Origin of the sequence: Helicobacter enhydrae, from assembly GCF_001693335.1 — a bacterium.
Taxonomy (GTDB): domain Bacteria; phylum Campylobacterota; class Campylobacteria; order Campylobacterales; family Helicobacteraceae; genus Helicobacter_G; species Helicobacter_G enhydrae.
Window position 1 is genome coordinate 410,425 of record NZ_CP016503.1, and the last position, 17,101, is coordinate 427,525.

Here is a 17,101-nt window from a genome sequence, read left to right on the forward strand (position 1 = left end):
TTTTTTCACAAGCTCCTCCTTCGCTTATGCTTGATCGCTTTTGTCAGGGTGGTGATAAATATCCCAATGACACAAAATCACTTCAGCTTTTCTAAGCAATAGGTTATAAGAAACGATTGCAGGGATTGCTACCATCAAACCTGCCGCCGTCGCTTTGAGTGCCAATGAAAGCCCAAGCATTATGCTTTGGGTGTCTCCCACTTGCCCCAAATCCGCAAAAGTCATCATTATCCCACCAACGGTTCCTAGCAAACCAACATAAGGGGCATTGGATCCAATCGTAGCAACCAAAGTCAATCGCTTGTGCAAATCAAGCTCCAACAAGCGTTTATCCTCATAATCACTCACCCTCATTGTCGCATAAAACCAGATTCTCTCTAGCACGATTCCCACCACCACAACACTCAAAAACAGCAAAAATCCAAGCACTCCATAATCTAGCACTTCTTTCATCACAATCCTTTTTGGTATTTTTTCAACGCACCTTGCACTTCCAAATCCAATGCCTTTTTTTTGAGTGTCTCACGCTTATCGTGGAGATTTTTGCCCTTAGCGATTCCTATCTCAAGCTTTGCTCTGTTGCGTTCGTTGAAATACAAGCTCAATGGCACACAAGTCAGTCCTGCTTGTGTCAATGCCCCCAAAATCTTATCAATCTGTTTTTTGTGGAGCAAGAGCTTCCTTTCTCGGCGTTCATTGGGCTTATAATACCAGTGAGTGGTTTGCAAATGTGTAATATGTGCGTTAAATACAAAAGCCTCGCCTTTCACAATCCTCACAAAACTATCTTTGAGATTGACACGCCCCGCACGGATGGCTTTGACTTCCGCCCCACTTAGCACCATCCCTGCTTCATAACGCTCCAAAATCTGATAATCAAACAAAGCTTTTTTATTGCGTGCTATGACTTTCATCTCTTCATCCTAAAAAAACTACTCCCACTCCCACTGAAAAACCACCCATCGCCCAAATCTTGAGCCACCTCCAACAATTGCGGATAGATTCTGCAGGCTGGTAAATACAAATCATTGAGCTCTTGAGCGACAAATCGATGTAGAAGTTCAGAAGTTGAGAGATTGAGCCATTCTATCTTAGCCACTCTATTCCCGCCACAATGTGTATCAAAAGCACGATAAACACTCCCCGTCGCACAGGCAAATGGAGGGGTAAAAATCTCATATTCATATATTGGCTCGACAAACTCCCCCACCTCTCCCCCCACTCCACAAACATTGGCACTCTCAAAACCACTCACAAAAAAACTCACATCGCTCCCCACCCTTTGTGCCACTTGCAAGATTTCCAAATACTCTATTCCAAAATAAGAAGCAATGTGTGTGAGAAATGCTCCAGCATTCGCACTACCCCCACCAAGTCCTGCCCCGCAAGGAATACGCTTACACACCTCTATGCGACACCCCTCCACTTCTTGAGCATACGCAGGAAAAGATTTTGCAAACTCTTCTTTTGCCTTAAAAATGAGATTGTCTTGCATTACGCAATCAAACTCCCCACAAATCTCAAAAGCATCTCCACCCCAACGCACTTCCATCTCATCATACAAAGCCCCATAAGCCAAAACAAATCTTGACAAAATCCTATGCATCCCCTCATCATTCGCCCCCAACACATTGAGAAAGATATTGATTTTTGGGTAGATTCTCATTTTTTTAGATGTTTAGAAATATCTTCAAGTTGGCTAAGATTGGGCAGAACGATCGCTTGTTGATTCTGATTGACCACCGCCTCTTTCAACTCAGAACGCAAAATAAGCATTTGAGGCGGAGCTTCAAAGCCTAACCTCACGCTACCTTTATCAATAGAAATCACCTTGATTACGATATTTTCACCAATAACGATACTCTCTTCACTCTTTCGCGACAAAATCAACATCTAGGCATCCTATTTAAGTGGTATCGGATTTCTCCGTCTTGTTTGAATGAAATTATAGAAAAAAAATCATCATACACAACACAATAAACTTCCCCTTCGCGATTTTTTTGATTCTGTATCTGAAATTTTTTGCCATCAAAAATACGCTCACGCTCACTTTCCAAAACAATCCTTGAACACCCCAAAACACTCAATGGATCCAACTCCCTCATCGCACAATGACGCCCTAGCTCGACCTCGCCCTCACTCACTCTTCTCAAAGAGCTCAATGCCCCAACGACCCCCAACCTCTGTGCCAAAATCTCCCCAACAGAACGGACATATCCCCCCTCACTCACACAGATTCTAAAATGAACAAATGGATGTCTATAATGCAAAAGCTCAATCTCAAATATCTCCATCGTTGCTTCTTGCATTTCAAACTCCACTCCACTGCGCGCCAAAGTATATGCACGCACGCCGTTGATGTGTTTGGCACTAAATTTGGGAGGAGTGTATCTCAAAGCTCCCTGCAAATCAGCCATTAGACTTTGCAAAACCCCTACCTCCACCTCTGCAACCTCTTGGACACTTTGGATCTGCTCAATGTCTAGACTTGCACTCTTTGCCCCAAGCCACAAAGTCGCCTCATAGGTTTTTTTGCCCTTTTTGATATAAGGAAAAAGACGCGTATAAGCCCCTGTTGCAATGATCAATGCCCCACTTGCAAATGGATCAAGAGTCCCAGAATACCCGCATTTTTTCCATTTGTGCTGTTTTTTCAAACGCATCAAAAACGCATTGGAGCTAATCCCTGCGGGTTTATCCACGACAAAGAGATGATTCATCGTTGATTCACAAATGCTTGAAATTGTTTCAAAGCAAGATAGCGATGTGAGAGAGAGTTTTTCTCCGCAATGTGATTGAGTGTCTGTGTATGACCATCAGGGATAAACAAAAGATCATAGCCAAATGCTTCATTATCAAGCTCATAATGCCCCACTTTGCCTTCTAGCACGCCACAAAAACATTGCTCCACCCTTGCCCCTTTGATCATCCCCACCACAGCAATCGCACACACAAAAGCAGCTTTGCTCTCACACACTCCAACCTCATCTAGAGATTCTAGCAATTTCAGATTGTTTGCCTCATCACTCGCGTTTGTATCGCACACGCCAAGATTGGCATACCTCGCACTATACACTCCGGGCATTCCACCAAGTGCCTCCACACACAAGCCACTATCATCTGCAAGCACTAGATAATCCTCACTCAACTGCAAACGATTTGCAATCTCTTTTGCTTTAATCATCGCATTTTGCTCAAAACTCTCACCATTTTCACAAATCTCCACCAAATCAATCCAATCTGTATAAGATGAAACTTCCACACCTCTCAAAATCTGCTCGATCTCTTTGATTTTCTTTGCATTCTGACTTGCCAAAATGACTTTCATCATCACTCCTTCTCACAAATTCCTGCTTATTTGGATAAAATCTCAAATTTTTAGAATCATAATTTTAAAACAAAACAAAGGTATCTCAATGCAAAAACAACCCTCATTGTTCAAACAAACCCTCCCACTCACGCTGATTACATCATTGCGGTTTTTTGGTCTTTTTATCGTGATGCCAACGATTGCTATTTATGCCATATCGCTTGGAGCATCGCCATTGATGGTAGGACTCATCGTTGGTGGATACAATCTCACACAAATCATTTTTCAAACCCCTTTTGGAATCTTGGGCGACAAATATGACAAACGCTTGGTGATTGCCTTTGGATTGGCAATCTTTGCATTTGGTTCGTTTCTGTGTGCGTGGAGTGATCATCTGTGGATTTTGATCATCGGACGCTTTTTGCAAGGTGTGGGTGCTGTCTCAAGTGTGATTTCTGCGTTGATTGCCGATCTCTCGCCAGAAGAAAAACGCACCAAATCAATGGCGATTATGGGGGCAGGTATTTCTGTAAGCTTTATGCTTGCAATGTTTATTGGACCCGTGCTCTTTGGGTTTTATGGAGGGAAATTCCTCTTTTGGCTCACAGGGGCTTTGGCACTCTTGAGTATTGGCATACTTTTTTACAAAGTTCCAAAACCTCCCAAAATCACCTATAGCTTTGATAACACACAACAAGAAAATTTCCTCAAAAATCGCAATTTGTGGGTGATGCACCTTAGTTCATTTCTACAAAAAGCACTCATTAGTTGTGGCTTCATCATTATCCCCCTAATGCTTCATCAAGATTTTGGATTTTCTCAAAGTGATTTGTGGAAATTCTACGCTCCTGCAGGGGTATTGGGGCTTTTTGCGATGGCACCTGCTAGTATTTTTGCAGAAAAATATGGATTTTACAAAGCTGTAATGAGCGTGGGGGTTTTGATTTTTATCGTGGCTTTTATCGGATTTTGTCTATCTGATTATGGGCAAATCCTATGGCTTTTTGCATTGAGTATTTTGCTGTTTTTTGTGGCACTTGATATTCATGAGCCGATTATGCAGTCTCTAGCGAGTAAATACCCCAAATCATTCCAAAGAAGCTCTGCTCTTGGGCTTTTTACTACTTTTGGATTTTTGGGTTCATTTGTCGGAGCAATCTTGGGGGGAGTGCTTTATCACACTATTGGCTTATTCTACTTGGCACTAGGCATTAGTTGTGTTTGTATTCTTTGGATTCTTATCATTGCTCTATTGTTAGACAATCCTCCAAAAAACAAAACACTTTTTCTCCACTCATATTCTGACATCCGCCTCTTGCAACGGCTTGATGGGATCGTGGATTTCTACCACACACAAGAAGTTTTGACCATCATCTACAACCCCCAAATCATCTCCGAAAATCAAATCAAAGAAGCACTCCAATAATCCAAAGCACTCATTGCTTTGGCAGACAGAAGTTCTCCTCTTTGGCAAACTCGCCCAAACAAAGAAATTATCAAAATTCTGATAAAATCACAAAAACTACTTAAGGAAATCTATGACACTCTCACAAGATCTTTATGACACACTGCAAACCTATATCCAAAATTGCGATTGCAATCTCTATGACATCATCATCACAAAAGAGTTCAATCAAGATGTTTTGCGTATTATGATCACCTCTCCTCAAGGTATCACACTAGATAAATGCCAAGAGGTGAGTAACCTCATCTCTCCACTTCTAGATGTCCAAGACCCCTTCAGCTCTCCATACACGCTTGAAGTCAGCTCCCCGGGCATTGAGCGGATTCTCAAATCTCCACGCCATTTCAAGTATTCCATAGGCGAAACACTAGAAGTGCGTCTCCTTGACAAAAGCACAATCATTGGCACGCTCCACTCAAGCGATGATGAAAAATTCACACTAGAAATCGAAGGAAACACACAGACATTTTTCTATCATCAAACCAAAAAAGTCAAAACTTTTTTTGAGTGGTAATGAAGTGGAAGTTTTATGAGACTTTGATGTCTCTTGCGATTGCCAAAGCGTGGGAAACTCAAACTCTTGCACTCCCCAACCCTAGCGTAGGTGCTTTGATCCTCTCTCCACAAGGAGAAATTTTAGCCCTATGTGCTCATCATAAAGCAGGTGAAGCACACGCTGAGCTTCTAGCGGCCAAAGAAGCCCTTATGCTTCTTAGACCCTCCACCGCCCAATCACTCCAAAATCTCACACCCAAACAACTCTATGATTTCATTATCCAGCACCACGACAATGCTTTCAATGATTGTTTGTTTTTTGTGACATTAGAACCCTGTAATCATTATGGCAAAACGCCACCCTGCTCCACACTACTCTCCCACCTCAAGCCCAAAGCCGTCATTATCGGAGCCAATGAGAGCAACCCCAAAGCACAAGGAGGAATCCACACGCTAAACACGGCAAACATAGACACCATCACAGGAGTGTTGCAACAACAATGCCAAGATCTCCTCTATCCTTTCAGCAAATTTCAACATCAAGGTTTTTTGAATCTCTTCAAAATCGCACAAAATCTCAATGGGAGCTACACGCACGGGCAGATTTCAAACCCCAACACCAAAGCCTTCACGCATTCCCAACGCAGTGTTGCAACACGCCTCATCATTTCAGGCAACACGATTATCCAAGACAAACCACGCCTTGATGTGCGTTGTGCCTATCCTCGATTCACCCAAATCCCACAAATCCAAATTCTCACACGCCAACACCTCACGCCCCAAATGCTTGAATGTATCCAAGCCCCCTCTATCTCAATCCACTCTAGCATTGATTCGCTCAATTTAACAGATGGATTTAATATCATTGAGGGGGGGTATGCTTTGCTTGAAAGCCTAAAACACCAGATCGATTTGCTTTTGGTGATTTTATCAGCTGATTTTGGAGGGACTGCCCCTCAAGTGATTCCACAAATGCAAGGAGAAGTATTGCACACACATCTAATCGATCACCCACACCATAAGGATATGTTGATATGGATCAAACCCTAACGCCCACACGCCTATACCAACTCAGTGATGGCTACTGCTACAATAGTGATAGCTTGTTTTTGTTTGATTTTGCACTTCCTTTTATGAAAGCCAAGCAAACCCTGCTTGATGTGGGGTGTGGTAGTGGGATTTTGGCAAAACTTGCACAAAAATACGGCAATGTCGTGCCAACATTGATAGAAAAAGATCGCTCAATGGCATTTCTAGCTCAAATCAATCTCCCTGATTCTCAAGTGTTGTGCCAAGATTTTTTGGATTTTTATACAGAATACAAGTTTGACATCATCATCTCAAACCCCCCGTTTTATCGAGGAGACATCATTCCCTCCAAAAATCCTAGAATCAACCTTGCACGCAATGAAAAATCACTCCCTATCGATTTGTTTCTCAAGCAAGTCAAAAGATGTTTGAAGCCAAATGGAAACTTCTTTTTTTGCTATGACGCTAGAGAAGTCCATCGCGTATTTTTTGCCCTCAAAAATCTCGGATTTAACGCCCAAGTCGCTCGTTTCGTCTATCCCAAAATCAACCAAAGTGCGACACTAGCACTCATCTATGCCAAAATCCAAAGCAAACAAAGCCTCAATATCCTCCCACCGCTCATCACCCACATTGGCAAATCTCAAAACGATTATTCTGATGAAGTGTGCGAGATTTATAAAAAATGCAACACCTATAGCATCAAAGTCCATTCTGCAGATTTACTCACAGAATCTTCACGCTAATCAAGTTTTTCTAGCATAGGAGAAAATGCCTTAAAAGTCATTCTCACTTTGCTCCCCTCTTGCACATTCTCCAACTCTCCCCTATTGCATACAAACGAAAGAACCTCACTTCCGACAAGGACTTGAATCTGAGCTGTAATAGAAAAATACTCTATCGCCAAAACCTCGCCATCTAGACAAATATTATTGTGCAAAAACCTATGCTTAGGCGTTGTGATCTTAGCAATCCTACCATTCTCAAGGCACATCACCTTATCACTCAAGCGATACACTTCAGAAATGCTATGACTGACAACAATCATCACAAAGCCAAATTCTTTTTGCAATAGATTCACTTCACATATCAAATGATTCTTGATCTCATCATCCAAAGCACTAAAAGGCTCATCTAGAAGCAAAATCTTGGGCTCACTTGCCAACGCCCTTGCTAACGCTACGCGTTGAGACTGCCCACCAGAGAGTTTGGCAGGTTTGTGCATCGCAATCCCACCAAGCCCCATCATCTCTATAAGCTGATTGACACGCTTGGGGTTGGCGTTTTTGGAATATGCGATATTTTGCATCACATTGAGATTGGGGAACAAGGCATAATCTTGAAACACAAAACCTATCTTACGCTTTTGTGGAGGCAATATCAATACCCCATCATTCCAAACCTCCCCATCAACAACAACCCTACCTTGATCAATCCCAGATAGACCCGCAAGAACTCTCAAAATCGTGCTTTTCCCCACACCGCTTTTGCCAAACAAGCTCACACGCTCACCAAAGCCAATCCTCCCTTTGACATCAAGCTCAAACTCCCCATCACTCCCTGCCAAAGTTTTGGCAAATGCAAACTCAATCATTTGGCACCCAAATATTTTTGATTGACATACAAAATCAAAAGCAAAAGACTCCCACACACCACAAGCAAAGTCAATGCATATTGATGTGCCAACTCATATTGAGCATCAATCACCATTTCATAAATTGCAATACTAGCCACACGCGTGCTTCCAGCCTGATTGCCCCCGATCACAGCCACAACGCCAAATTCACCAACAGAATGGACAAAAGTCCCAATCAATGCAATCAACAAAGAGGGTTTGATGTTGGGGAGCAAAACTTTTATCAATGTATAAAACTTCCCACGCCCCAAAATATAACTAGCCTCACTTAGATGAATTGGCAAAGACTGCAGACCACTTTTGATTGGATTGACCATAAAAGGCAGACCAAAAATCACACTCCCTAGCAAAATACCCTCAAAGCTAAAAACAAGCCTAAGATCAAGATAAGTATCTAGAAACTGCCCCAAAGGACTAAGGTTGGGGCTAAAAAGCAAAAGTAGATAGAAACCAAGCACGGTGGGAGGGAGCATCAAAGGAAGCCAGACCAAAACCTCAACTAGCATTTTCAATGCACCCCTAGAACAAGAGAGATAATACCCCAAACAGATTCCGATCGGGAAAAGTATCACCATCGTGCAAAACGCAAGAGAAAAAGTGAGTTGCATTGTTTGAACAAACATCAAGCCCTCTTTTGCACAATCAAATCGCTAGACTTCACAAACCAATAAAACTTGTCGTGTTGCTCGACCTGAAGCTCACGCAACGCCTCATAGGTGATCAATGCACAAACCTTGGTTTCCAAAACATCAAACTCCACTCTAGCCAAAACCCCATTATGCTCAATGTGCAAAATGGGCGAGAGGAACTTATTACGCGCACTAATCAACCCCGCACTTTTGGGATGTGCCAACATCACATCGCTTTCTTTGAAGCACAAATCAACCTGCTCCCATAGCACATAATCCCCACCCAAACCCACTGCACTGAAGCAATAATCTTGGGCAGACATTTTGATAAAAAGTATGTTTTCACTCTCTTGCAGTGAAATGATTTGTGCTTTGAGCTGATTCATTTTGCCCTTTTGTAGCCATAACGCTCAAAAATCCCTTGCCCCACAGAGCTAAGCACAAAACGAGCAAAGGCTGAGGCGATATCATTGTTTTTGGTTTGCTCCAAGACCACAAAAGCTTGTTTGATTGGTGGATACAAATCATCATCCAAAACCCTATAAGTGAAACTTTTGTCATTAATCACTAGCGACAAAGCACTCAACCCAAGATCTGCATTTCCACTCTTGACATAAGACAATGCCATTCCCACAGAATCCCCCACAACAAGCTTGTGAGCCACATCAGCATACGCACCGATATTTTTCAGAAACTCCACACCTGCAAAACCATAGGGAGCAAGTTTGGGGTTTGCGATTGCAATATGCTTGACAGATGAAGACTGCAAAACCTTGAAAGTAGATAGATTCAAATCTTTGGTAGTGCATAGCACAAGTGTGCCAAACGCATAGACTTGCGGCTCTCCAAGGACATAGCCTTGCTGAAACAATTTTTGTGGTTTGTCTTCATCTGCTGAAAAAAACAAATCCGCCTTCGCCCCATTGATAATCTGTGCATACGCCTTTCCTGAAGAAAGAAAGCTTAGATTGATAGAAACATCTGGATAATCTTGCAAAAACTCCTGTTTCACTTCCTCCAAAACAAGTCTCAAATTGGCAGCAGCCAAGATATTCAACTCTTTGCCAAAAATCGCTACGCTCAAAGCCATACAAAAAAACAAAACACGCATTTTGACTTCCTTTTATCGTTATTTCCAAAAATATATAATGCTATCACAAAAAATAAGAGATACAGAGCAAACTATCACTTTGCACTCTAGCCAATTGTCTGACGCAAATATGGCTAGACAAATATGGGGGATCACAACAAACAAACATTCAACGCCATCTATTCTGTCCGATGAGCATCAAAATCGCTTTTGCTTTTTACCCCACAGATATTGTATCTATGGGGCATTTGAGCGATCTTACTTTTTGACCCCTTCATTGATCACATCAAGGAGATTGGAAGATTTCTGACTTTTTTTATTGCGATATTCAGGCTTAAACTGATTGCCCACCAACGGCTTGGCATTGCTCTGTGGAGCGTGACACTGCGTGCAATTCCAGCGACTATCAGCAATACCATCAGTGACTGCTTTGGAATTACGCAAATCATAAAGATGGGATTTGGGCACAGGTGTCGCACCCATATCTTTTGCAACATCAGGAGAATGGCAATCCAAACAAGCATTGCTGTTTTGTGTAAAATCTGTCATTCCCTCCACATTGTGTGGAATCATCGGTGGAGCATTTTCAAACGCTCGATCAAACACTTGGCTTTCTCCGGGCTCTTGTTTGCTATATGAAAACTGCTCTAGCTTTGTTTTGTCTTCAGTGGCAAGAGGAGCCTTCCTCAATCCTATCTCACTATCGCTCACAGCACCCCACAAGATTCCAGCACCTACGCTACTCACTAATATCATCGTTTTAATATTCATTTCTTCCTCCTAAAATTTTAAATTCCAATGCCTCATCTTGGCACACTTCAATACATCTTCCACACTTGATACAAGCCATCGCATCGACCACTCCACTTCTTTTGCCCACCAAATCAAGCACTTGGGGTTCAGGGCAGATTTCTACGCATTTTTTACATTTCGTGCAATGATTGACTTGATGTGATACACGCAAAATCGAAAATTTGCCAATCAATCCAAAACTTGCACCTATCGGGCAGATATAACCACAAAATCCATTCTTCAAGACGCACAAATCAAACACGAAAATCATCGCAACGCTCAACAATCCAAACCCCATACCAAACACCAATCCACGACTCAAAGAAGATACGGGATTGATCATCTCAAAAGCCCCAACTCCAAACACAAAGGACAGCAAAAGAGACAGAAGCAACACTCCATACTTAAACCATCTTTTGAGATTGAGCATTTTGAGCCCTTGCCACCCCAGTTTTCTGCGTAAAAAATTGGCACAATCTGTGATGAGATTGACAGGACAGACATAAGCACAATAAAGCCTACCACCAACAAGCCCATAAAACAAAACCACGACAAACACGCCTAGCCACACATCAAGTGCCAATCCACCTCCAGCAACCACAAGTTGCAAAGTCGCAAAAGGCTCACTCAAGGGTATTTTGCCCAACACATACGCAAAACTCAAATCCCCACTCAAAAGCGAAGAGAGGTTTTCTTTGTGCAAAATCACACCATTGACATCGGCATCTGCGGTATTGAGCAATCGCATCTGATAGACCTCTTGATGTTTTCTGATATCCAAAACAGCATAGTTCCCAAACACAAAAAGCAACAAAATCCCTATCTGAATCAAGCGTCTAGCAAACAAAAACCTATAAGCTCTCATCAAAACTCTCCATTATTGAGATAATCCAAAGAATTTGTTTTGTTTGGATTAGAATCTACCTCTTGATTGATTCGCGTTTCATCCCCTTGCTTCCAGCTACGGATATAGTGATCCCCCACCGCACCCATCACTTTCTCATAGGGCAAAACCACGATTGTCGGCTTTTGTGTCACACAAGCTCTCTCACACATTCCACACCCCGTGCAAAACTCCGCATCAACCATCGGCAAAAGCTTGGAATGCTTATCTGTGAAATCATTATGCTCCACCTTGAGATACAAAGCCTTTTTGATCAAAGGACACGCACGATAGCAAGCATCACACTGGATCCCTCCATAAGCGATACAATGCGTCGTATCAATGACTGCAACCCCCATTCTTGCATAATCAATCTTCACCTGCCCCTCTGCATCACTCAAAGCCTCCGCACTCAATGCACCGCTAGGACAAGATCGCATACACGGAATATCTTGGCACATATAGCACGGGATCTTGCGTGGTTCAAAATAAGGAGTCCCCGCACTAATGCCCTTTTGATTCCCAACTTCTGCAAGTTTCAATGTGAGATAAGGACAAGCTTCCACACACAAGCCACAGCGGATACAATGAGACAAAAAATCCTTTTTGGCACCGGGAGGTCGCAACACATCTTGCTTGACTTGAGCGTTGAGATATTCACTCCAGATCATTGCACCAGCCCCCAAAACTCCGAGGCTCCCCACTCCCTTCTTCAGTGCTTCCCTACGCTCCCAATCAAACTTCATTGCTATGCCTTATAAATCTTCACTGCACATTTTTTGAAATCTGTTTGCTTAGAAATCGGGCAAGTCGCATCAAGGCAAACTTTGTTGATCAATACATTTTCATCAAACCAAGGCACATAGATCAATCCTTTGGGTGGCTTGTTGCGTCCCCTTGTATCAATCCTTGCCTTGACTTTGCCGCGACGAGATTCCACCCAAATGACATCGCCATTTTGTAGATTGCGTTCTTGTGCATCTTTGTCATTCATATAGCACAACGCCTCTGGCACTGCTTTGTAGAGTTCAGGGACACGCATAGTCATCGTGCCACTATGCCAATGCTCTAGCACACGCCCCGTGCAAAGCCACATCGGATATTGCTCATCTGGCATTTCACAAGGATCCATATAAGGACGCAAGAAGATTTTTGCTTTGTTGTTGATGTCTGTTTTTTGGTTTGATGGTTTTGCCAAATCGCCTTGAGCGATGGATTTGCCTTTGTTACCATAAAAAGCAAAACGCGCTCCGCCTCCATATTTTTTGGCATACACATCGTATTCTGCATTGAAACGCCATAGTGTTTCTCTCCACCCAAGCTTGGCTTTTTTGTCTTCGATCACAGGCCATCTCAAGCCTCTCACATAATGATAAACATCAAAAGGTGCCAAATCGTGCCCATGCCCAGTCCCAAACTTGCGATATTCTTCCCAAAGATATTTTTGGATAAAAAACCCACAGCCTTTATCTACTTTGCCATCTCCCCCCTTGACTTGACGGAAATCACCTTGAACCTCGGTGTTTTCAAACCCTTTTGTCACAGAATCTTTGCCATAAACATAGCTACGCGCTTTTTTGTTGGCAAACAAAACATCATAGAGTGTATCACTCTCTTTGTATCCCATCTTTTTGGCTTCTGCCAACACAGACTTCATCTCCAACTCAGGATAATCTTTGCCCCAAACCTCTTTGAGCGTGAAGCGTTTGGCAAACTCTGTCATCTGCCAAAGATCAGGCATTGCCTCGCCTACAGGTACCACCTGCTGACGCCAATGCTGCGTGCGTCTCTCTGCATTACCATAAGCTCCCCATTTTTCATACATCATCGCACTAGGCAAAATCAAATCAGCCACTTTGGCACTAATGCCCGGATAGCAATCACTTGTCACGATGAAATTATCCATCTCTCTTGCTGCCTTGATCCAGTGATTGAGGTTTGCGGTATTTTGCCAAGGGTTATTGACTGCCACCCAAACCCACTTGATTTTGCCTTCCTCTAGCTCCCTCATCGCCTTGAGATAATTGGAGCCGATTTTGCCATTGAGTGTCCCTTGAGGGAGATTCCAAACTTTTTCTGTTATCTCTCGATGCTTTGGATTATCTACCACCATATCAGCAGGCAATCTATGACTAAACACCCCCACTTCCCTTGCCGTTCCACACGCACTCGGTTGCCCTGTCAGAGAAAACGCTCCATTGCCCGGCTGACTCTGTTTGCCTAGTAGCAAATGCACCATATAGCTCTGCTCATTGACCCAAGTTCCTCTTTGGTGCTGATTCATTCCCATTGTCCAGAAGCTCACCACCTTGCGATCTTTTTGGAGATAATAATTTGCCAAATCTTGCAACTTTTGCTTGAAGCTCTCCAAGTCCTCGCTATCATCTCCTTTAGCCAATTTAGCGACAAAATCAAGAGTATAAGGCTCCAAGCCCTTTTTGAACTCCTCAAACCCAATCTCCCAATGTGCCCCTGCTTTGGAGCCATCCATCTGCATTGCCTCTCCGGTTTTTAGCCCCAAATATTGCAAGGTGATGCCTTCATTTTGACTCAAAACTTTAGTCTTTTCTTTTTCTACGATGGGTTTTTCTGATGTGGTGACATAGGGAGAGTTTGGATTTCTCAAGCCATAGCCAATATTGACAAAGCCCGTTGTAAAAACACAATGTTTCTTGACAAAATCCAAATCGATAGATTGTGGGTGGTTATACACCAACTCCCTTGCGATGTAATTCCAAATCGCCAAATCTGTCTGTGGCTTGAAAATAATCTCAATATCTGCAATATCAGAAGTGCGATTGCGGTATGTCGTGAGATTGATGACTTTGACTTGTTCTTTGTTTGTGAGCTTCCTATCTGTCACACGGCTCCAAAGGATCGGGTGCATTTCAGCCATATTGGCTCCCCAGGTCACGATAGTGTCTGTCAATTCGATATCATCATAGCACCCTGCAGGTTCATCGATTCCAAAAGTCTGCATAAACCCTGCCACAGCACTTGCCATACAATGGCGTGCGTTTGGATCAATGTTGTTGCTCCTAAAACCACCTTTGAAAAGCTTGATAGCAGCATATCCCTCAGGGATTGTGTATTGCCCCGAGCCAAAAACCATAGTCGCTGTGGGTCCATAGCGATTGTAAGTTTCTTTGAATTTTTGCTCCATCACATCAAAGGCTTTTTGCCAACTCACAGGTTGGAACTTCCCTTTTTTGTCAAACTCTCCTTTACTATTGACACGCAAAAGAGGCTGTGTCAATCTGTCTTGAGCATACATAATTTTGGCACAGAAATAGCCTTTGATACAATTCAAGCCACGATTGACAGGAGCTTCAGGATCGCCTTTGATTGCCACGATTTTATTGTTTTTGGTCGCAATCATCACCCCACAACCCGTTCCACAAAAACGACAAGTGGATTTGTCCCATCGCCATCCGCTCTCTCCTTGTTGTGCTTTTGCTTCAAGGGCTTTGGGGATCACCATTCCAACACTTGCAGCCGCACTCATCACAGCAGAACTCTTCAAAAAATCACGCCGATTCAGCTTCTCTTGCATATTTCCTCCTTATCAGTCAATCACCATAATCAACACAAATCAATCTGGCGACTTTGCGTCAAAGATTCTATGATTTAATATTTTGATCAATCTTAAGATGAGGCAAAATTAAAATGTGCTGATTTGAGGATCAAAAGAATGCAAATAATCTTTTACTTTTTCAGAAAAATCCAAAACAAAAACACATTCGTGCCTATCATCAAAATCAAATTTGACTCCAAAATCAGATTGTTTTGCAAATGACAATCAAAAATTTGTGGCAATTTTGTAAAACCTTCTGATAATCAATCATCTAAATGTAAATTTTAGTAACACTAATTTTTATGATTCAAAGCACAAAATTTCTAACTTAAGATATTCATTTTAGATTATTTTAAATATTTTTCACGATCTAGAATCTTTTTGCAAACCCCACCCCCCACCATTTCAATAGATTCTTTTGCAAACTCTTAAAAAACTCTAATCAATTATCAAACCTCACTATTTCAATATAAGTACAAACAACCGCTGACCAAACAAACCTTTGTAGAACCCCAAAAGATGCCAAGTCAATGTAATCTTGAACGAGCCTTGCTAATGAGGTTATGGGGGTTGTTAAGGGGGATAAGGGGAACGCTTGCCATAAGTTCCCCTTGATCCCCTTAAGAAAAACTCCAAGCCGTGCTTGAAAAAATTAGAAAATGTGCTTTTGCAAAAGCAACTTAAAAAAACCCTTAGGGAATCTAGAATTGCTTCAAAGTTCATTTGTGCAAAACGCCATTTGCTAGTCATTTTTTGCGATTGGATTCTTTTATCGAGATTACCTTTGCCAAAGCACACTTTTGGGTGTTTCTAGAATCTCTAGGGGGGGGGTTCTTTTGAAGTTAGCTTGAGAGGCTCTATATTCTTTGGTGATTCTTGATTTGTTTGCTAGTTTTTGAGATTGGTTTTGCACAAGCACACTTTCTAGTCACCAATTCCCACTTTGCTTTTTTCTATAAGGGGGACAAGGGGGTTTATTGCGAGGCACCCCCCTTATCCCCCTTAAAATCCCCCAAACCCCTGCCCGCTTTTTGTGTGTGACCCACATTAGTTTGACTTTGTTTTGATTCTTTGGTGTTTTGAGTTTGATTCTTTAGATTCTTGTTGCAACTTTTTTAAAAAATCACAAAAATATAAAACCCCACTAAGTTATAAAGACAATGCAAACCGCTTCCCAAACCAACCTTGTAGAACCAAAAAAGATTCCAAGTCAATGTAATCTTGAACGAGCCTTGCTAATGCGGTTATGGGGTTGTTAAGGGGGATAAGGGGAACGCTGCCATAAGTTCCCCTTATCCCCCTTAAGAGAGATCCTAGGGGATTCTAGAATTGTATAAAGGGTGCTTTGCTCAAGCTAACTCAAAGAGAGAGAATCTCAAGAGATTCTGGAATCGCCAAAGAACAGACTTCCCCAAGCCAAAGCCAAAAAAGAAACTCCAAAGTTTCTAGAATCACCCCCCCCTAACCCCCCAACTCCATTCTCAAGAACACAAAACCAACGAAATATGGCACTTTGTGGAAATGCAAAACAGAACCTAAAGATTTGGATATTCAAAATGATTTCAAAACAGCTCACTATGAGAGCCTATATCCAAACAATAAAGAATCAATTTGTCATCTTGTTTTTTGTAGATTAAAAGCAAATCAGGCTTTAGATGGCATTCTCTAAATCCTACATAATCGCCTTTTAATGCATGATCTCTGTATTTTGGTTCTAGGATTTCATCATTTGCTAGTTTTAGTGAAACTTTAGAAAACAATTCTTTATCCTTTTTGCTTAGTTTTTTATACGACTTTTTAAAAGACTTAGAAAAATCAATCTTCATCATTATTTAAATATTCCATTGCTTGCTGATGATTTTCAAATGATACGACTTCACCTCTCTCAACTTCCTCAATCGCATTTAGAAGTCTGGCACTAGGCGTGCGCCATTTTTCCATAAGAGCATCTTGTATGAAATGTTTTTTTCTGATTCTGTTGTTGAGCTTGTTTTCAATCCTCTTTTTCTCTGCATTGATTTTCATCGTTTCTTTTTCTAGGGCATCCATCATGCCTTTGAGTTGCTTTTCGTTTTTTGTTCTTAATTTTTCAATATAAGCTTGATCTAGAGTATCTTGTCTTGTTGATGCGGTTTGCATAATCACTCCTTGGTTAGATTGCTAGATCAATTATAATTAAATTTCCCCAAATATTTTTG

20 protein-coding genes are annotated in these 17,101 nt (G+C 41.9%); 4 read left to right on the forward strand and 16 right to left on the reverse strand.

The window, feature by feature from the left end; all coding sequences use genetic code 11:
• Positions 1-24 precede the first annotated feature (24 nt).
• From exbB to BBW65_RS01905, 6 genes are read right to left on the reverse strand one after another with little or no spacing between them, the layout of a single operon-like run.
• Positions 25-453 (reverse strand): TonB-system energizer ExbB, encoded by a 429-nt coding sequence (exbB, locus tag BBW65_RS01880; RefSeq protein ID WP_066338940.1) that lies wholly within the window; start codon positions 451-453, stop codon positions 25-27.
• Positions 453-914 carry an SsrA-binding protein SmpB gene (gene smpB / locus BBW65_RS01885; RefSeq protein ID WP_066338943.1) on the reverse strand — a complete coding sequence of 154 codons (462 nt, stop codon included), beginning with the start codon at positions 912-914 and terminating at the stop codon, positions 453-455. The genes exbB and smpB overlap by 1 nt, the downstream gene beginning before the upstream one ends.
• Entirely contained in the window at positions 911-1,666 is a 756-nt protein-coding gene (locus BBW65_RS01890) for a 4-(cytidine 5'-diphospho)-2-C-methyl-D-erythritol kinase (protein ID WP_066338946.1), read from the reverse strand. The genes smpB and BBW65_RS01890 overlap by 4 nt, the downstream gene beginning before the upstream one ends.
• Positions 1,663-1,893 (reverse strand): carbon storage regulator, encoded by a 231-nt coding sequence (locus BBW65_RS01895; RefSeq protein ID WP_066338949.1) that lies wholly within the window; start codon positions 1,891-1,893, stop codon positions 1,663-1,665. Before BBW65_RS01895 ends, BBW65_RS01890 begins: the two co-directional genes overlap by 4 nt.
• On the reverse strand, positions 1,887-2,720 hold the full coding sequence (gene truB / locus BBW65_RS01900; protein WP_066338951.1) for a tRNA pseudouridine(55) synthase TruB: 834 nt from the start codon (positions 2,718-2,720) through the stop codon (positions 1,887-1,889). The genes BBW65_RS01895 and truB overlap by 7 nt, the downstream gene beginning before the upstream one ends.
• Positions 2,717-3,328, reverse strand: coding sequence for a non-canonical purine NTP pyrophosphatase (locus BBW65_RS01905; protein WP_066338954.1), 612 nt, complete (start codon positions 3,326-3,328; stop codon positions 2,717-2,719). Before BBW65_RS01905 ends, truB begins: the two co-directional genes overlap by 4 nt.
• A gap of 88 nt (positions 3,329-3,416) precedes the next feature.
• On the opposite strand from BBW65_RS01905, the gene BBW65_RS01910 reads away from it, so the two are divergent.
• From BBW65_RS01910 to BBW65_RS01925, 4 genes are all read left to right on the forward strand, one after another.
• On the forward strand, positions 3,417-4,736 hold the full coding sequence (locus BBW65_RS01910; RefSeq protein ID WP_066338957.1) for an MFS transporter: 1,320 nt from the start codon (positions 3,417-3,419) through the stop codon (positions 4,734-4,736).
• A gap of 112 nt (positions 4,737-4,848) precedes the next feature.
• Positions 4,849-5,289, forward strand: coding sequence for a ribosome maturation factor RimP (locus BBW65_RS01915; RefSeq protein WP_066338958.1), 441 nt, complete (start codon positions 4,849-4,851; stop codon positions 5,287-5,289).
• Entirely contained in the window at positions 5,289-6,320 is a 1,032-nt protein-coding gene (gene ribD, locus BBW65_RS01920; protein ID WP_066338960.1) for a bifunctional diaminohydroxyphosphoribosylaminopyrimidine deaminase/5-amino-6-(5-phosphoribosylamino)uracil reductase RibD, read from the forward strand. Before BBW65_RS01915 ends, ribD begins: the two co-directional genes overlap by 1 nt.
• Positions 6,305-7,045, forward strand: a complete 741-nt coding sequence (locus BBW65_RS01925) for a tRNA1(Val) (adenine(37)-N6)-methyltransferase (RefSeq protein WP_066338961.1) — start codon at positions 6,305-6,307, stop codon at positions 7,043-7,045. The genes ribD and BBW65_RS01925 overlap by 16 nt, the downstream gene beginning before the upstream one ends.
• Here BBW65_RS01925 and BBW65_RS01930 read toward each other — a convergent pair.
• The 10 genes from BBW65_RS01930 to BBW65_RS01980 form a co-directional block, all read right to left on the reverse strand.
• Positions 7,042-7,893: a sulfate/molybdate ABC transporter ATP-binding protein gene (locus tag BBW65_RS01930; RefSeq protein WP_066338962.1), complete on the reverse strand. Its 852-nt coding sequence runs from the start codon at positions 7,891-7,893 to the stop codon at positions 7,042-7,044. The genes BBW65_RS01925 and BBW65_RS01930 overlap by 4 nt on opposite strands.
• Positions 7,890-8,558 (reverse strand): molybdate ABC transporter permease subunit, encoded by a 669-nt coding sequence (modB, locus tag BBW65_RS01935; RefSeq protein WP_066338965.1) that lies wholly within the window; start codon positions 8,556-8,558, stop codon positions 7,890-7,892. Before modB ends, BBW65_RS01930 begins: the two co-directional genes overlap by 4 nt.
• Positions 8,558-8,950, reverse strand: a complete 393-nt coding sequence (locus BBW65_RS01940; RefSeq protein WP_066338967.1) for a TOBE domain-containing protein — start codon at positions 8,948-8,950, stop codon at positions 8,558-8,560. The genes modB and BBW65_RS01940 overlap by 1 nt, the downstream gene beginning before the upstream one ends.
• Positions 8,947-9,675 (reverse strand): molybdate ABC transporter substrate-binding protein, encoded by a 729-nt coding sequence (gene modA, locus BBW65_RS01945; protein WP_066338970.1) that lies wholly within the window; start codon positions 9,673-9,675, stop codon positions 8,947-8,949. The genes BBW65_RS01940 and modA overlap by 4 nt, the downstream gene beginning before the upstream one ends.
• A gap of 237 nt (positions 9,676-9,912) precedes the next feature.
• Positions 9,913-10,425: a nitrate reductase cytochrome c-type subunit gene (locus BBW65_RS01950; RefSeq protein ID WP_066338972.1), complete on the reverse strand. Its 513-nt coding sequence runs from the start codon at positions 10,423-10,425 to the stop codon at positions 9,913-9,915.
• Positions 10,415-11,311 (reverse strand): quinol dehydrogenase ferredoxin subunit NapH, encoded by an 897-nt coding sequence (gene napH, locus BBW65_RS01955; protein WP_066338975.1) that lies wholly within the window; start codon positions 11,309-11,311, stop codon positions 10,415-10,417. The genes BBW65_RS01950 and napH overlap by 11 nt, the downstream gene beginning before the upstream one ends.
• On the reverse strand, positions 11,311-12,075 hold the full coding sequence (gene napG, locus BBW65_RS01960; RefSeq protein ID WP_066338976.1) for a ferredoxin-type protein NapG: 765 nt from the start codon (positions 12,073-12,075) through the stop codon (positions 11,311-11,313). The genes napH and napG overlap by 1 nt, the downstream gene beginning before the upstream one ends.
• 2 nt (positions 12,076-12,077) lie before the next feature.
• A complete protein-coding gene (napA, locus tag BBW65_RS01965; RefSeq protein ID WP_066341756.1) occupies positions 12,078-14,870 on the reverse strand; it encodes a nitrate reductase catalytic subunit NapA in 2,793 nt (930 codons plus the stop codon).
• Between the two features lie 1,595 nt (positions 14,871-16,465).
• Positions 16,466-16,735, reverse strand: a complete 270-nt coding sequence (locus BBW65_RS01975; protein ID WP_407645233.1) for a type II toxin-antitoxin system YafQ family toxin — start codon at positions 16,733-16,735, stop codon at positions 16,466-16,468.
• Positions 16,719-17,042, reverse strand: a complete 324-nt coding sequence (locus BBW65_RS01980; protein WP_066338984.1) for a hypothetical protein — start codon at positions 17,040-17,042, stop codon at positions 16,719-16,721. The genes BBW65_RS01975 and BBW65_RS01980 overlap by 17 nt, the downstream gene beginning before the upstream one ends.
• Positions 17,043-17,101: the final 59 nt, after the last annotated feature.